The sequence below is a fragment of the Achromobacter sp. UMC46 genome (assembly GCF_014170335.1).
Lineage (GTDB): Bacteria > Pseudomonadota > Gammaproteobacteria > Burkholderiales > Burkholderiaceae_B > Achromobacter.
Genome location: NZ_LZZS01000016.1, coordinates 136,499 through 152,580, shown reverse-complemented (window position 1 = coordinate 152,580; position 16,082 = coordinate 136,499). Strand labels below are relative to the sequence as shown.

At 65.8% G+C, this 16,082-nt stretch carries 10 protein-coding genes; 5 read left to right on the top strand and 5 right to left on the bottom strand.

The features are described from left to right. Window positions 1-3: 3 nt before the first annotated feature. The 5 genes from A9973_RS15230 to A9973_RS15210 are packed head-to-tail and all read right to left on the bottom strand — an operon-like array spanning window position 4 to window position 7,948. Complete coding sequence (locus A9973_RS15230; RefSeq protein WP_183014580.1) at window positions 4-2,316, bottom strand: DUF2235 domain-containing protein; 2,313 nt, start codon at window positions 2,314-2,316, stop codon at window positions 4-6. Beyond that, window positions 2,309-3,118 carry a hypothetical protein gene (locus A9973_RS15225; protein ID WP_255469168.1) on the bottom strand — a complete coding sequence of 270 codons (810 nt, stop codon included), beginning with the start codon at window positions 3,116-3,118 and terminating at the stop codon, window positions 2,309-2,311. Before A9973_RS15225 ends, A9973_RS15230 begins: the two co-directional genes overlap by 8 nt. A gap of 6 nt (window positions 3,119-3,124) precedes the next feature. Further along, window positions 3,125-4,105 (bottom strand): DUF4123 domain-containing protein, encoded by a 981-nt coding sequence (locus tag A9973_RS15220; protein ID WP_183014579.1) that lies wholly within the window; start codon window positions 4,103-4,105, stop codon window positions 3,125-3,127. A gap of 13 nt (window positions 4,106-4,118) precedes the next feature. Then, window positions 4,119-6,992 (bottom strand): type VI secretion system Vgr family protein, encoded by a 2,874-nt coding sequence (locus A9973_RS15215; protein WP_183014578.1) that lies wholly within the window; start codon window positions 6,990-6,992, stop codon window positions 4,119-4,121. 26 nt (window positions 6,993-7,018) lie between these two features. Further along, the gene (locus A9973_RS15210) at window positions 7,019-7,948 is read right to left on the bottom strand and encodes a hypothetical protein (RefSeq protein WP_183014577.1); all 930 of its coding nucleotides are present in this window, start codon (window positions 7,946-7,948) and stop codon (window positions 7,019-7,021) included. A gap of 191 nt (window positions 7,949-8,139) precedes the next feature. Here A9973_RS15210 and A9973_RS15205 point away from each other — a divergent pair, with 191 nt between their 5' ends. The 5 genes from A9973_RS15205 (at window position 8,140) to A9973_RS15185 (ending at window position 16,072) form a co-directional block, all read left to right on the top strand. After that, on the top strand, window positions 8,140-8,991 hold the full coding sequence (locus A9973_RS15205; protein ID WP_183014576.1) for a M15 family metallopeptidase: 852 nt from the start codon (window positions 8,140-8,142) through the stop codon (window positions 8,989-8,991). Between the two features lie 78 nt (window positions 8,992-9,069). Next, on the top strand, window positions 9,070-10,473 hold the full coding sequence (locus tag A9973_RS15200) for a hypothetical protein (RefSeq protein WP_183014575.1): 1,404 nt from the start codon (window positions 9,070-9,072) through the stop codon (window positions 10,471-10,473). A 120-nt stretch (window positions 10,474-10,593) separates the two neighbouring features. Next, complete coding sequence (gene tssM / locus A9973_RS15195) at window positions 10,594-14,295, top strand: type VI secretion system membrane subunit TssM (RefSeq protein ID WP_255469176.1); 3,702 nt, start codon at window positions 10,594-10,596, stop codon at window positions 14,293-14,295. Continuing rightward, a complete protein-coding gene (gene tagF / locus A9973_RS15190) occupies window positions 14,292-15,275 on the top strand; it encodes a type VI secretion system-associated protein TagF (RefSeq protein ID WP_183014573.1) in 984 nt (327 codons plus the stop codon). Before tssM ends, tagF begins: the two co-directional genes overlap by 4 nt. A 2-nt stretch (window positions 15,276-15,277) precedes the next feature. Further along, on the top strand, window positions 15,278-16,072 hold the full coding sequence (locus A9973_RS15185; RefSeq protein ID WP_105557032.1) for an OmpA family protein: 795 nt from the start codon (window positions 15,278-15,280) through the stop codon (window positions 16,070-16,072). Window positions 16,073-16,082 lie beyond the last annotated feature (10 nt).

Genomic DNA, 16,082 nt, shown 5'->3' with positions numbered 1-16,082 from the left:
GAGCTACAGGCGCGCAGGCGCCAGCCCTTCGAGATTTGCCCGCATCTTCTCCGTGCGCGTGACGTTTTCAAGGTCCGCTTTCATCTTTGCGTCCTCGGCCTTGTAGTCCGTCTTGCCGAAGATGTCCTTGTCACGCACGCGAAAGTACATCGACGTACTGGCCAGCAAATGGTCGGGCCAGCTACTCAGCATGGCGTCGTGCACCAGAAAATCGAACAGCGCCATGACCTTCTCAGGAAGCGGATTCGTCCCCGCGCTGGCTTCGCGCCATACCGTCAGCAGGCGTTGCTGCATGACGCGCTTGGCCTTCATGTCGGCCAGGGGGTCTTTGGGCTTTTCATCCTCGCTGACGGTAAGGCCCTGACGCCGCATAATCTCGTCGCGGACCCTTGCCGGTTCGTTCATGATGGTGTTGACTTGTTCGATACGCCGTACGCGCTCGGGATCGGTGCGGGCCACCTCCTCCCGGTATCTTTCCAGCTCGGCCTCGTCATTCTCTTCCTTCTCAAGCGCCCGATACTCTTCTTCCAGACGTTGCCACAACGGCTTGAAGCGTTTGGGCGGCAACTCGCCGCGACTGGCATCTGCCCTGGCCCGGCGATCGTCCTTCAGGGCTTCCAGTTCTTTCAGGCGCGCCGTGTTTTCAGGCTTGGCCCGGTCCTCTCTAGACATTGCGCCGACGCGCCGGAACTCTTCGTCGTAAGCCTGTTGCGGCGTGAAGAAGTCCCGATCCTGAATCCATTTTTCCGCAGGATCTGACAGTTCACTTTTGAAGACGGGATCTTGGTACCGGACGGCGAGCCAGCGCAGGAAGATTTCCATATGCGGCAGGAATTCGACCCCGGGCTCGTACTTCACCACGCCACGGTAGGCGTCCACCAGTTCCGTGATCTGGTAGCTTTTCCCGCCGTCCTTAAGGGGAGCGGACAGGGAGAACTTGTCGAAGATCAGCGGCCGGATTTCGAATAGCTGTTCGATGCTGTACAGGGCCGCACCGTGGGCCATTGCCCGATTCAACATGTCCCGCAGCGGGACTCTGGACAGTTCGCTGCGGCTACCCAGCGACCCCTCCGCACTGACACCCGTCACGTCGCCGCTGGACCCGGGGTACAGATATTGTTCACCGCGCGTCTTCTCCAGGCTGTCCAGACGCTGATTCGCGCGCAGTTCGTGGCCGGCTGCGAAATGTACGCATTTCTCCACCGCAGACGGAACCGTCAGCGTACGGTCCTTGTGGGTCTGCTTAAGCAAATCGGTAAACGGAAAAAAACCAAGGAACGTACTTTCATCCATGATCGACGAAACCGAGTCCAGCAGCCCCAGAAAGCGTATCCGGATCTCGGCGTCCGGGGCTCCGTTCTCCCCGCGTATCGCCAGATCCTTATCGTTGCGGCGTCGATACTTCTTGATCACGTCATTCACGAACTGCCGCGCCATGACGCCGCCTCGATCTCCACCAAACACACAGATCTCGATGTGGCGCACTTTATTCATTCCAGCGCTGACCGACTCGTGGGCAGCCTTGAGTTGGCGCAGCGCGGCATCCACACGTACGTCGACCCCTGTTCCCATAAGGTAGGCCACCGTCTCGTTATCACGAATGACAGGCACGCCCTCCATCACGGTGGATTTGACGGCCTCTTTGCCGGCCGTCCATGCCACTTTCAGCGGGTTCTTCTTGAAGCCTGACCAAAACCCGCGGATGGTTCCTTTCGCCCGGTTCGTCAAGCGCTCCGGATCCCATGCGTTCCAGATCCGGACCACTTTATCCGGCAGTTCCTTGACGTCCTTTACAACGTCTTTATATGCCTTCACCATCGGCTGGAACGAGCCATCCTTGACCATCTTCTGCGTCGCGCCCCGCAGGCGCTTCATCATGTCATGCTCAGGGATCTCATCGGTTCGAGTGATGTTTTTCGCCGCCGAACTCAGGATCTTCGCCCCTTCACTCAGGATCTTGGCGCCCGCAACGGTGGCGGCATAAATCATATCGTCGGACTTGGCGTCCTCATTGAGCTCCGTGCCCAAACCAGAGTAGTAGAAGCGGAACCAGAACTGATTCTCCGGACGACCGCGATCAGTCTGTATGTAATGGGCCTCCCAAAGCCGGCAGATGTTCGAATAAAACGTGGGATGCGCCCGATCGGCATCACGGCTGCGGCCAAATCCATCGAAGAAGAACCCGATTCTGATCACCGCGCCACATTCTTGGCAATCATTTTTGGGATAGGCTGCCTGGTTCTCCGCCATCTTTTTCAACACGGACGCAGGCGTTCGATCCACCGGCGGCAAGCTGCCGGACGATTCATCAAGCATTTTTATCTCCCGGTGGCGTCCCGGTCGCCTTAAGCCGCGCGACCTCCTCTTTCGACAGGGCTTGCACCGCGGCCGCGAATTCGCCTGGCTGCCGGCCAGGCTTCGCCAACATTGCTGCGATTTGGGGATCTGCGTCGAAATTCGATGCCACGGTGAAGTACAAATACATGTATTGCTGCAGATCCCGCTTGTCCTCAAGGCGATACTTGACCCAGGCCGTCTTCGCCACCTTTCCTAGAACACGCAGCACCTCATCGCCGTTCTTATAATTTCCGAATGCGCTGCGGTGCTCCTTGTAGATCCAGTCCGTGACCGCGACCAAGGGCAGACGCGTCTGCCCGAGCAACTTTCGGCTAAGCGCGATTTCCATGTGCTCATCCGGATAGATATGCAACTCGAGATAGAGCGGGCCGTTGCCCGCCGGCAACGCAGCGGGGGGGAAATGGACGCGTGTTTCCTTGTTGAAGATGACCTCTTCAAGTTTTCCGTCAAACATGTGCTTTTTGGCCAACTCCCCGTCGGCACCACGCCATTTCACTATGAAGTCCGTCCCTTTGAGCGTGTAGCAACACGTTCCCGATCCTTCACCACCTCCCACCCCCATTGCGCCCGAACTCGCCGTACGGCCCTCGCTATCGATGATTTGTATGGTGTCGATATCCCAAGGGGTGTAGTTGAACGCAACAAACGTCAGGCCCTTGTAGCTAGGCTCGCCATTGCAGCCCGCCAACATCCCTAACCACATCAGCAAGACGATCAGGCCTTTACGCATCCAGGCCTCCAACAACCGCTTCGAATCCATACGCTCTCATAGCTCGCTCCGCTGTTCGCGTTCTTGCTCGGCCCGCAGCAGCTCGTCCCACACGGCATCCGGAACATGCTCCAGCGCCTGCGACAAGCCCTCTCCTTGGCCTTTGAATGCACGTAGCGCCGGCAGAATCGCTTCGTGCTCGTCAAAGCGTGGGGAAATCGTGATTCCCCACGCCACGTAATCCAGCATGTCGCGCTCTGTCTCTACGCCATGGGAACGTGCCCGCGCCATCTGCTCAAGCACGCGGCCATAGAGTTCGTCCTGACGCAGGCCGCTGCCCAGGACGCCCAGGTAGATGCGGCGGATCTGTACGGCAAGTTTGTCCGGGTAGTCCAGGTCCAGAAGGGCCTGATGCTGGTCCAAGCTAAACGGTTGAGGCCGACTCAGCCCCGATGCGGCATCCGGCTTAACGCCTGGCCCCGTCCATTGGGCGACCGAACCGTCTCGGCGCACATAGCGCATGACCTGCACGGGCGCCAGGAAACGCTTCTGCTCGGCGTCTGTCCAAACCTGGAACGCGCGGTCCAGGATGCGGCTATCGTAAAAGTGCAGGTAATACTCGCGCCCGTCCGGCAAGACGTATTCGCCGTAATAGGCGAAGTGCGTCATCAGCTCGGTCAACGTCAGCGGCGACACGATGTGCGTCACCGCGAACTCTCCGCCGTCCGCCTTGTGCAGCCTTCCAAGCAACCGCAGCAACTCGGACTCCTCCGGGTCTGCTCTGCCGCGCCACAGACCGAAGCGGGTCAGATCGTCGACTTCGATCAACAACGGCGCAATCTCGTCGTATACCGCCAAGTCGGTGCCCACCCAAACGGATCCATAGCTAAGATCCGCGCACGCCTTGACCGGCCGGGCAAGCGCCGTGCGGCCGCGAAAATCCACGAGCAGGTACGTATTGAGCGCCGTGCCGGCATCGGACCCCAGCCTTTCCGCCTGCGCCAGCGTGTCATTCAGCCGTTCTTCCCAACCGCTCATGCCGGTATCCACCTCAGACCTTGTCGGTGATGGACTGCACGCCGTCGTGGGCATCCAGCACGCATTGCTTGCAAACCGTGAACTGCGGGAACGCATAGGGCATGCGGTCCGGCCCCGCGAACTGCTTGTTGCCTGTCTTCACGTCGATGCGGCCCGGCGCGGTCACGGTGATGTTGCCGCCTTCCAGCACGATGCTGGCGCCCGCTGCGTTCGCGATCCGGATGCGTTTGGGCGCGGCATAGTCGACGGCCGTCTGCGCGCTGCCGATCGTGATGTCTTTCTGGGCCTGGACGCGCAGGATGTCGTGCTGCGCCTGGACATCCACGTCGCCTGTCGCCGAGATCAGGTCCAACCCCGAATCGGCGCCACCTTGCTGCAGGCCGGCGACGATCCCCAATCCTTGCCCCGTATGCAGGCGCAACGTGCCCATCACGGCCAGGTTCTGGTCCTTGCCCGATGAAAAGTGCACCGCGTCGCCAGCCACGTACTGCATGTGCTGCGCGGCGATCTGCGCCAGCCCCGCCCGCGCGGCCATCAGCACGACCGGGTCGGTGGAATGCGGAACCTTGCCCTCCGCGGCCTGCGTGTGCTTGGCCGACGCGTCGGCCCGTGCCGGCTCCAGGCCGTCGCCCGCCACTGTGCCGGAAACCATGCGGTGCATCGCCGCCAGCGGCGCTTTTTCGGTGTCCGGCACGCTGGCGTCGGGTCCTTTAGTGCCTTGCACCGTGGCCAGGCGCAAGCCTTGATGGGCGCCCACGACCGCGTCCAGCGACCGGGCCATCTGGTCCGTCTGGCTGGCCAGGGCCTGCACGCCGGCGGCATCACCGACGGCGCTGGCGTTGCCGTCGCTGGCATAGGTGCTGAGCAGCACGCCCGCCCCGCCGCGAACGGCGCCGTAGCCGTCGGTGCGCAGCTCGGCACCCAGGCCGCGCAAGCCGCCGCGGTAATTGCCTGCCTGATGGATCAGATGCCCCAGGTTCAGCTCGCTGGCGTCCTGGGTGCTCTTGATCTGCGTGCGCAGTTGGCCGTCGGTATCGTCAAAGACAATCTGGTTGTAGCCCGAGCCGCCGAATTCCTTGCTCTTGAAGCCCGTCAGCGCGGCGGCGTTGCGGTGGTTCTCGTCGCCACCGGCCGCGCCGTGCCAGGCCGGCGCGTTGCCCGCGGCCAGGTTGGCCTGCGCGCTGGGCATGCCATCGCGCGCGGCGGCGTAGACCTGTGTATCGACCTGGCCGCCCGGGCGCCCGCCCGGCGTGGCCGGCGTGCCGCCTTCGCCGCGGCCGTTGTACAAGGCGCCGACCACCACGGGCTGGTCGACATCGTCGTCCAGGAAGCGCACCAGCACTTCCTGCCCGATGCGCGGCACGAAGCTCATGCCCATGCCCGCGCCCGACTGGCGCTGCGCCACGCGCACCCAGCGGCTCTTGGCCTCGCCGTCCTTGCCCTCGGCTTGCCAATGGAACCGGATACGCACGTCGCCGCGGTGATTCCTGAGTATTTCGTCCTGCCCCTTGGCCTGCGTGGCGCCTTCCGCATCCGTCACGACCGCTGTGTGCACGCCGTGGACCGACGGCGCGCCCGCCAGCCGCGCGCCGCGCGTCTGCGGCAGCTCGGGACGCCACGGGCGATCACAACGCACGGCGTCGAAACGGTTGGCGTAGCCGACTTCGCGGGCCTTGGCCAGCACGGCCGCGTCGGGGGCCTGCGCCGGGGCGTCATCGCTTCCTGCGCCCGGCGCTGCAACCGCGTCCTCGTCCAGCACCAGATGCGTATCCAGTCCGCCCAGGCGTTGCGCCAGCGAGGCCCGGGTTTCAGGCGGCAGGTTGTTGATGCCCGCGTGCTCGACGCGGTCCAGCGCGAAGGTGGGTTCGAAGCCTTCTTCGTTGGCAGGCCCCAGCGACGACATGCCTTGCAGCGTGAAGCGCGTGCCGGACCGGAAAGTACGCACGCCGCCCAGGCCGACGAAGGTCTCGGCCTGCGCGCGCACGGCTTCCATGGCCAAGGTGGCCTGGCGCTTTGCCTGGGCCTCGTCGGCCACGCCGCCGTGGCCCAGCGGCTCGTACCATTCCAGGCCCGCCGCGTCGTCGTCGCCGTTGGCCGGGTTCACCAGCGCCTCGGCAGCGATGGCGCGCTTGCTGCTGGCGTGCCAGCCCAGCACGGTGATGCGGTCTGGAATCCGGCGGCGACGGCGCGCAAGCGCCTGCACGGTGTCGCGCGATTCGGTGGCGCCCGCCCGATGAAAGCGTATGCCGCCGCCGGCGGAATCCGCGTCCTCGTCCAGGTTGCGGCTATCCGAGAAGATCAGCACGGCGTGCTTGGCCGGCACGTCGGCGGCCTCGACCGCCGTCCATCCCAACCCCGCCTCGGCCAATAGCCGGCTGATGAATTCGTAGTCCGTCTCGCGGTACTGCGTCACGTACTGACGCGGCGCCAGCTCGGCCAGCGTCTGCTCCACATCGGCCGCCACGCGCATGACGTAGCCTTCGTAGCCGTCCAGCACATGGCGCACGATGTCCAGCACCGGCTTGCCTTCGAAAACGCGGCTTGCGCGTTGCTGCGTGGCTAGCCACAACCAGGGCACGACCGTCAGCCGATAGCGCGCCAGGCCCGCATCGCCGGCCAGCAGCTCGGCCTCGCGGACCAGGCCGCTGCGGCTGGTCTCGCTGCCGTCCGCACGCGTCGTCCACAGCGTCACGGGCCGCGAAATCATGTCGTGAAGCGCCAGGCCGGCATTGTCGGCCAGCGCCACGATGCGCAGCTGCGCGATGCCGGACAGCGCTTCCCGCGCCACCCATCCTTCCACTTGCAACGCGGCGAGCGCGCCTTCGCCCTCCAGGCGGTAGAGGCGGGCGGCGGAGCTGAACAGACCGTTCGTCGCTGTCGAATCCATCAAGGAAAAACCTTTATCAATGGCGCTCAAGGCTCGGTGTGAGCTTGGGCGTTGGGGCATTCCGCAGCGGTGCCCCAATGGCCGGCGCACACGCGCAGGCGGCATTGCTCGCTTTCCAGGAAGCCCAGCTTGCGGCATTCAGCCAGCCGCGCGGACAACGGCGAGCCCGGCAGTTCGCGTATGAAAATGCCGTCGCTCTTGTAGACCTTGGTGCCCGGCGGCGAGGCCGGCGGCAAGCCGTAAGACATCAGTGTGGCCAATAGCGCGGCATCGCTGTCCTTGCCTGGAGCCGCCTTGCCACGTGCGGCAGAGGCCCTGGCGTTGGCGGACGCGGACGCGGTCGCCGTGGCGGTGCCGGTAGCGGTCGCAGCCGGTACCCGCGCCTGCTCGGCGCGCTGCACCGTGGGCCCCGGCGCCTTGGCGCTTGCGGGATGCGGCGCAGCAGGGGTAGCGGCAGGCTTGGGCGCGGCCGCGGTTACGGCCAGCGCGGACAATGGATTGGTCGGTTCCCCAGCTTCGCGATCGCGTTCCCGCGTCAACTGCGCCAGCGGATGGTCTTCCACAATCGTGGCCGCGGTGGATGGCGGCGGTTCGGGCTCGCTTGCCGCAGGCGCTTGCGCCATGGCGGCGGTCGGCAAGGCGGCCTGGGGCCGATCCAGGGTATTCGGCGTGGCCGCCGGCGAATCCGCGGTGGCCACGACATCGGGCAGGGCGGGCGTGTCGTACACGGCCCACAGCCCCGCGCCCGCGACGCTCAGCAACAACAGCAGCAACACCGCCATCGGCGCCCTGGAGCGGCGCTTGGGCGCCAGATGCTTGACCTCGGCATCCGGCACGCGCCCTTCCAGCGCGGCAAGGATGCGCGACGATTCGCGCGCCTCCGCTGAGGAGGCGCGCCCGGCCAGCAAACTTGGAATAGAGGTCGGTGTGCTCGATCTTTTTTCGTCTTCTGCCATGCGAGGTCCCGTGTCGGCGAAGGACCTGTGGATCCCCCGTAACCAAGGTGATCGAGAATACCCGAGCCACGCATTTTGATCACCGCTTCTTGTTACGATTCCTAAGGCACAGACGCTGTTTGCAACGCCCAAGCGCTTGCCTCAATCCCAAATAGAACAAAAGATTACGCCTTCGTGATCGAGGGATACCGTTGCTACTTCTGCTGCCCCTATATTTTCTGCTTGCGATAGGCGTATCCGCGCTGCTCGTCTTCCCGTCTTTCCGCGTGGGAACGGCGCGCAGCGTGCGCGCGTTGGCGCTTGGCGTACGCCGTACGCTGGCCCGCCGCGCGGGTCAGGCGGCAGGCGTCGTAGGCGGGTCCGCGCAAGGTGTTCGAACGGGTTTCGGAAAGGCCAGCGGCACGTTCTCGGCCTACCGCTGGCAGATCGCCGCGGTGCTCGCAGTCGTGTTGCTTCCGTCACTTTTCGCTTTCGTCATGCGACACAATCACACATTTTTTTACGAGGACCGAACGGCCGGTCCGGACCCCAGAATCCAGGCGTTATTGACGGGCGAACGGCTGGTTCCGCCGCCCCCGCTGCCCCCTGAAATCTTCACGACGCGCGAAGTCGAATTGGTGCGCCCGAACCTGGGCGGCGCCAGCCGCGACTGGAACCTGCTGGATGCCGATTACCGTCAGCGCCTGTTGGCCGCATACCGCGTGATGCGTGAAGAACACGGCTATGAAATGGTGCTGATCGAAGGCTATCGCAGCCCTGAGCGGCAGAGCGAACTGGCAGCCAAGGGATCGCACGTGACCAACGCCGGCGCCTACCAGAGCTATCACCAATATGGCCTGGCGGCGGACAGCGCCTTCCTGCGCGACGGCAAGGTCGTCGTGTCGGAAAAAGACCCGTGGGCCATGCGCGGCTACGAGCTGTTTGGCCAGACCGCCGAGCGCGTCGGCCTGACGTGGGGCGGACGCTGGAAGCTGATGGACTTCGGCCACAGCGAACTGCGCCGCCCCGGCGTGATGCGCCGCGATGCGGGGGCCGCGCAATGATGCCGTCATGCCACGCCGCCAGCATGCACCGGATACCGCCTTGGCGCGCCTCAGCAACCGTCACTTTCATGGGGCCTCATGACCCGCGTGCTTAAAACCGGCCTGGTGCTGGCCCTGGTCTTCGGAGTGGTCTGGCTGGCCGTCATCATCTGGTGGCAGGAATCGCACACCCTGCCGACGGGAATGGACATCGGCCTATACCTGTTCGCCTTGCCGCTGGCGCTGATCGCCGCAGGCTGGGCGGGCAAGCGCATCGTGCAGGCACGACGCGAAGCCCGCGCCAACCCCGCGCCGGCCGCCGCCAATGGCGACGGCCAAGCCGCCCCCGCAGCACCCCTCACCGCCCGGCTGGTCGTGCTGGCCAGCACGGCGCGCGCCGCGCTGGGCAACGACCCTGCGGCCATCCATGCCGCCGTGGCCGAGCAGCAGCGCCCGGCGCTGGATGCGTCCTTGATGAACGCCAAGGGATTTCCCATCTTCAGCGCGCGCGCCGCGCATCTGGACACCGAACTGCTGCGGGATGCCGCGGCCGGGCAACAAGCCCCCCAGGCGGCGCAGGCCGAGGACATCATCCGAGCCACCGCCTTGCTGGGCGAAGTCGTCCAGGCGCTGTCTCAGGAGGCGCGCGCGCACGTGCTGGATACGGGCACACCGGAACGCGACGACGCCTGGCCGCTGCTGCAACTGGAACTGCTGTTGCCTGCGCAATGGCCCGAGACGGCCCGCGACCATGCCCTTGGGCAGGCGCTTGCGGCGGCCGTCTGGCCGGCAACGCGCCTTGGCATGCGCCCCCATGCCGCTCAGGACGCGCTGGCCAGCGATAGCCTGCTGCGCCAACTGGCGCAGGAACCCTTGACGCCCGCCACCGCCACACTGCGTGTGGTGGCGGCGGCGGATTCCTACATCGACGCGAACCGCGTGCAGGACTGGGAAGAACAGGGCACGCTGGCCGGCAATGCCACGCCGCAAGGCCGCATCCCCGGCGAAGCCGCGGCCGGCCTGCTCCTGGACCTGGCGCTGAGCGCGCCGGACGCCGCAGCGCCAACAGTTCCGCCCGCGCCGCCTGCCGGCGCGCTGGCGTTGACGTTGTCGCAGACGGCCCAGCGCGCCACGCGCGCCGATGCGCGCGGCGCCCAGAACGAACCCATGCTGGCGGCGTTGGCGACCGAATTCCTGGAGCGCCAGGCGCAGCCCGCCGACGGGATCGCCGCGCTGGTCAGCGACGCGGATCATCGCGGCAGCCGCCCGCTGGAAGCCGCCGGATTGGCCAGCGCGCTGTTTCCCGCACTGGATCCGAACCTGGATTGCCTGGCGGTCGGCGCCGCGTGCGGCTACACCGGCGCGGCCTCCCACCTGCTGACGCTTGCCATCGCCAGCGAAGCTTGCGCCCAGACGGATGGGCCGGTGCTGGCCGTCTTGACCCAGGACCCCGCGCAACGCGCATTCACCCTTATTGCTCGCGCTCCCTCCCTCTCCGCCTGACCCACAAAAAAACAGTCAAAAATCATGCGTAGCCCTTCAGGTTTCTTTTCCGGAATTTCCAGCGCACTCAGCGAGGGCCGGCACTGGTCGTCGCGCATCCTGGCCAGCCCCCGCACCTTCATGGTGATCGGCCTGCTTGCCTTGGTCGTCTTCCTGTTCCTGTTCGCCGACACCGTCGAGATCGGCCTGACCTGGGCCGCCATCGCATTGGCGATCTTCCTGTTCCTGTGGCTGTGCGTGTTCCTGTGGCGCCGCCGCCGCACGCGGCACGCCAACAAGAAACTGGGCGACATGCTGGAGCAGCAGGTGCAGACCGGCGCCGCCGCCAACCGCGGCGAAGTCGAGGCGCTGCGCGCGCGGCTGACGCAAGCGGTGCGCACGATCAAGACGTCGAAGATCGGCCAGGTCTCGGGCAACGAGGCCTTGTATGAGCTGCCCTGGTACATCGTGATCGGCAACCCCGCGGCTGGAAAAAGCAGCGCGGTGATCAATTCGGGCCTGCAATTCCCGTTCGCCGACAAGAACGGCGCGGCCGTGCGCGGCGTGGGCGGCACGCGCAACTGCGACTGGTTCTTCACCACCGAAGGCATCTTGCTGGACACCGCCGGCCGCTACTCGGTGCATGAAGAAGACCGCAATGAATGGATGGGGTTTCTGGATCTGCTCAAGCGCCATCGCCCCAAGGCGCCCATCAACGGCATCATCGTCGCCGCCAGCATCGAAGAACTGACAGGTTCGGGTCCCGAGTTCGCCATCAACCTGGCCAAGAACCTGCGCCAGCGCGTGCAGGAACTGACCGACCGGCTGGAGGTGTTCGCCCCCGTCTACATCATCTTCACCAAGGCCGACCTGATCTCCGGGTTCAGCGAGTTCTTCTCCGACTACGACCAGCACGAGCGCGACCGCGTCTGGGGCGCCACCCTGCCCTACGGCGCGGAAGAAAACCGCGATGTGCTGGCGCTGTTCGATGAGCGTTTCGACGAACTGTACGAAGGCCTGAAAGAGATGGGCACCGCCCAGATCTCGCTGCGGAACAACCGCGAGCTGCCGCCCGGGCTGCTGACCTTCCCGTTGGAATTCGCCGGCATCAAGCCTGCCTTGCGTACCTTCCTGTCCACGTTGTTCGAAACCAATCCGTTCCAGTACAAGCCCGTATTCCGCGGCTTCTACTTCACCAGCGCGTTGCAGGAAGGCGTATCGCAAAGCACCTCGACCGAGCGGCTGGCCGAACGCTTCGACCTGCATCCCGCCCAGCGGGCGCAGCCGCGCAACGTGTCCTCGCACAACGGCTTCTTCCTGCGTGACCTGTTTTCCAGCGTCATCTTCGCCGACAAGAAGCTCGTGCGCCAGCACGCCAGCCCGGCCAAGACCCGCATGCGATACCTGACCTTCTTCGGCCTGGTGCTGGCGCTAGGCCTGGTGCTGGGCGGTTGGAGCTGGTCGTATCTGGGCAACCGGCAACTGGCGCAGAACGTGCAGGCCGACATGGACAAGGTCGTCCGCCTGCAAAGCGAACGCACCGACCTGCAAAGCCGCCTGGAGGCCATGGAGATCCTGCAGGACCGCATCGAGCAGCTGGACCGCTATTCGTCCAGCCGGCCGTGGTCGCTGGGGCTGGGCCTGTATCAGGGCGACGTGCTGAAAGAACGCTTGCTGGCCGAGTACTACAACGGCGCCCGGCAGTTCATGCTGACGCCCGTGAAAGCCAGCCTGGAGGACTTCCTGGCCAAGGTGGACACGTCGGCCGCCGCGGCCGCCACCGGCGGCACGCCGCAGCCCGCGCCCCAGGCGGCGCGCGCCACGCACAACGCGGGCGGCGACACCCTGTTCCAGGATGCCTCCCCCACCAACGCGGACGACGCCTACAACGCGCTGAAGACCTATCTGATGATGGCCAACCATCAGCACGTGGATCCCACGCACCTGTCCGACCAGATCACGCGCTTCTGGCGCGGCTGGCTGGAGACCAATCGCGGCGCGATGCCGCGCGACCAGCTGATCCGCAGCGCCGAACGCCTGATCTCGTTCTACGTCAGCCGCGCGCCGGACGCCGGCTGGCCGCAGATCGAGACCAACCTGGCGCTGGTCGAGAAAACGCGCGGCAGCCTGCGCTCGGTCATGCAAGGCATGCCGGCCCGCGAACGCGCCTATGCCACATTGAAAGCGCGCGCCGCGACGCGCTTCCAGACCATGACGGTGGCGCGCATCGTCGGCGAGAACGACGCCGGCGTGGTGGCGGGCAGCTACGCCATCCCGGGCACGTTCACGCGTGAAGCCTGGGAGCAGTACATCCAGCCGGCCATCGGCGAAGCGGCCAAGAAGGAAGTGCAGACCAGCGACTGGGTGCTTGGCGTGAACGCCCGCGACGACCTGACCCTGGAAGGCAGCCCCGAGCAGATCCAGAAGAGCCTGGCGACGATGTACAAGATGGAATACGCCGAGGAATGGCAGAAGTTCCTGCGCGGCGTAACGATCAAGCCGTTCACCAGTTTCGACCAGTCGGTCGCCGCGATGAACCGCCTGGGCGACCCGCAGACGTCTCCCATCGCCAAGCTCATCAACACCACCTACGAGCAGACCTCCTGGGACAACCCGTCGTTGATCAACGCCGGGCTGCAGCAGGCGCAAAGCGGCGTCGTGGGCTGGTTTAAGCGCGTGATCCTGCGCCAGACGCCCCCCGCGCAGGCGGCGGCCGCCGCCAATGGCGAGGCGCTGCCCATGGGCCCGATCGGCCGCGAATTCTCGGACGTGGCACGCCTGGTCGTCACGCGTGAAAACCAGTCGCTGCTGGGCAACTACATGGGCGCGCTGTCGAAGATCCGCACGCGCTTCAACCTGCTGAACAACCAGGGCGACCCGGGTCCCGGCGCGCTGACCCTGATGCGCCAGACGCTGGAAGGCAAGGACTCCGAACTGGCGGATGCGCTGAAACTGGTGGACGAACAGATGCTGGCCGGCATGAGCGCCACGCAGCGCGAAACGCTGCGCCCGCTCTTGGTGCGCCCGCTGATCCAGGCGTATTCGGTCACCATGCAACCCGCCGAATCCGAACTGAACAAGGTCTGGAACGCGCAGGTCTACCAGCCCTTCAACCAGACGCTGTCTGAGAAGTACCCCTTCGCTGGCCGCGCCAGCGTGGAAGCCAGCAGCGATGAGATCGGCCAGGTCTTCGGGCCGCAGGGCAGCATCGCCAAGTACGTCAACGACACGCTGGGGCCGCTGACCGTGCGCCGCGGCGACATCCTGACCGCCCGCACCTGGGGCGACATGGGCGTCAGCCTGCAGCCGACCTTCACGGCCAATTTCGCGCAATGGGTCGCACCCCTGTCCGGCGGTGCGGCGGGCGGCGGCGCGGCTAGCCAGCCGCAGACGCTGTTCCAGATCCAGCCCAAGCCGGCGGGCGGCGTCACCGAATACACCATCGAGATCGACGGCCAGCAACTGCGCTACCGCAACACGCCGCCGCAGTGGGTCAATTTCGTCTGGCCCAACGCGCAAGGCGCGCCCGGCGCCCGCATCACCGCCACGACCTTCGACGGCAGCGTGGTCGAAATCGTCAACGAGCCGGGCCGCTTCGGCCTGGAGCGCCTGATCTCCACCGCCCAGCGCACGTCCAACCCGGACGGCAGCTTCAACATGAGCTGGGGCAAGTCCAACGTGACCGTGCCCGTCAAGCTGCGCATCATCAGCAACGCCCAGGCGCCCGGCGCCGGCGGCAGCGAGCCCGGCAGCCAGGGCTTGCGCAACTTGCGACTGCCCTCGTCCGTCGTGGGCACATCCCCCGAACCCTCCGCCCAGCCGCGACCCGGAGCGCCGCAATGAGCAACGTGCAGTCCCCTCTGTTCCGAACGGCCTATTTCGGCAAGATCCCCACCCGCGGCGATTTCGTGAAGAACACGTCGCACCCCCAGTTGATGGCCACGCTGGACGCGTGGGTCGCCAACACCATGGAGATCCTGGCGCAGGAACCCCACTGGAAGGCGCTTTACGACGATACCGAGCCTACGCCCTTCGCCATCCTGGGGTCGCGCGGCAAGCTGGCCATCGCGGGCCATCTGCAACCCAGCCAGGACCAGTCGGGGCGGCGCTTCCCGTTCCTGTCGGCAACGTCCGTCGAGGTGCAGCGGCCGCTGGAGTTCATCGCCCGCAGTCCCATCGCCTTCAGCCGGATGTGGAACCGCATGAGCGGCGCGGCCGGCATGCTGATGACCGACGCGGATCCCAGCGCGGCCTTGCAACAGCTGAACGAACTGGAAGGCGAAATCCGCACGGCCGCCGACGACGGCTTCGACGCCTTCGTGGACCTGCAGACGGTCGAGCGGCTGGAAGCCATGCTTCGCGGCAACGGCCATGCCGCCAGCGTGCACGACATCATCCTGGCGCTGGGCATCTTGCTGGAGCCCGTCATGTCCAGCGGCTCTTCGCAGCTGGACAAAGGGCTGGCGCTGCCGCTGCCGGACGATCCGCTCTACATGAACCTCGTGGCCGCGTACTGGATGACGCTGATCGCGCCGTTCCTGTCGCGGGCGGATTTCGAGATCACCATCTTCATCGGCCGCATCGCCGGCAAGCACCGCCTGGTAGCCGGTTTCCGGGGCGCGTCGCCGCAGACGCTGGCCAGCCTCTTGTCCACCCCCCAGGCGTTCGCCGAACAGCACATCGTGCTGGAAGACGCGCCCTGGGTGCGCAACCACGTATCGGCCAGCCACGGGCTGGCCAAGCTTTCCAGCTATCTGGATCAACCGCGGCTGTCCCTGCGCATGGCGCTGGACACCTTCCGCGAAGTCTTCACCGGAGCCTGACCATGCGCGTCTCTCTCCTGATCATGGCGGCGCTGTTCTCGTGCGCCGCAGCGGCCCAGGACGGCGCGACGGTCGTCCCCGCCAACGTCGTCCCGCAGCCCGGCCAGGTGGTCGCCAGCGGTTCCGTGCCCGACGAAGCCACCAAGGCCGACGTGCTGGCGCGGCTGCAGCAGGTCTATGGCGTGGGCAATGTGATCGACCAGATCGACGTGGGCGGCGTCGTCGCGCCGCCCAACTGGTCCGAGCACGTGGGCAAGCTGATCGGCCCGCCCCTGAAGCAGATCAACCGCGGCCAGCTGGAAATCGACGGCACGCAGATCCGCCTGCGCGGCGAAGTCCAGAACGAAGCGTCCCGCCAGCAGATCGCCAGCACCTTCGCGACGTCGCTGAACCCCACGTACAAGATCGTCAACGGGTTGCGCGTGTCCGCCAGCAAGGACGAACAGGGCCTGCTGGACAAGGTGCTGACCAACCGCGTCGTGGAATTCGAAACCGGCAGCACCACGCTGACCGCGCGCGGGCGCGAATTGCTGGACCTGGTGGCCGACGTGGTGCCCAAGCTGCATAGCGAAAAAGTGCAGATCATCGGGCACACCGACAGTTCCGGCAGCCGCAGCACCAACCTGGCGCTGAGCCAGGCACGCGCGGACGCGGTCAGGGCCTATCTGGTGGACAAGGGCCTGCCGCCCGCGCGATTCGAAACGCTGGGCGCTGGGCCCGACCAGCCGGTGGCGACGAACGCCACGGCCGAAGGCCGCGCCAAGAACCGCCGCATCGAATTCCGGGCCAGCCGCTAGCGCCCGGCGG

Excerpts from the sequence above, each read along its gene's own strand:
- A9973_RS15230 (WP_183014580.1), bottom strand. The coding sequence starts at position 2,316 with ATGCTTGATGAATCGTCCGGCAGCTTGCCGCCGGTGGATCGAACGCCT.
- A9973_RS15225 (WP_255469168.1), bottom strand. The coding sequence starts at position 3,118 with ATGGATTCGAAGCGGTTGTTGGAGGCCTGGATGCGTAAAGGCCTGATC.
- A9973_RS15220 (WP_183014579.1), bottom strand. The coding sequence starts at position 4,105 with ATGAGCGGTTGGGAAGAACGGCTGAATGACACGCTGGCGCAGGCGGAA.
- A9973_RS15215 (WP_183014578.1), bottom strand. The coding sequence starts at position 6,992 with ATGGATTCGACAGCGACGAACGGTCTGTTCAGCTCCGCCGCCCGCCTC.
- A9973_RS15210 (WP_183014577.1), bottom strand. The coding sequence starts at position 7,948 with ATGGCAGAAGACGAAAAAAGATCGAGCACACCGACCTCTATTCCAAGT.
- A9973_RS15200 (WP_183014575.1), top strand. The coding sequence starts at position 9,070 with ATGACCCGCGTGCTTAAAACCGGCCTGGTGCTGGCCCTGGTCTTCGGA.
- tssM (WP_255469176.1), top strand. The coding sequence starts at position 10,594 with ATGGTGATCGGCCTGCTTGCCTTGGTCGTCTTCCTGTTCCTGTTCGCC.
- tagF (WP_183014573.1), top strand. The coding sequence starts at position 14,292 with ATGAGCAACGTGCAGTCCCCTCTGTTCCGAACGGCCTATTTCGGCAAG.
- A9973_RS15185 (WP_105557032.1), top strand. The coding sequence starts at position 15,278 with ATGCGCGTCTCTCTCCTGATCATGGCGGCGCTGTTCTCGTGCGCCGCA.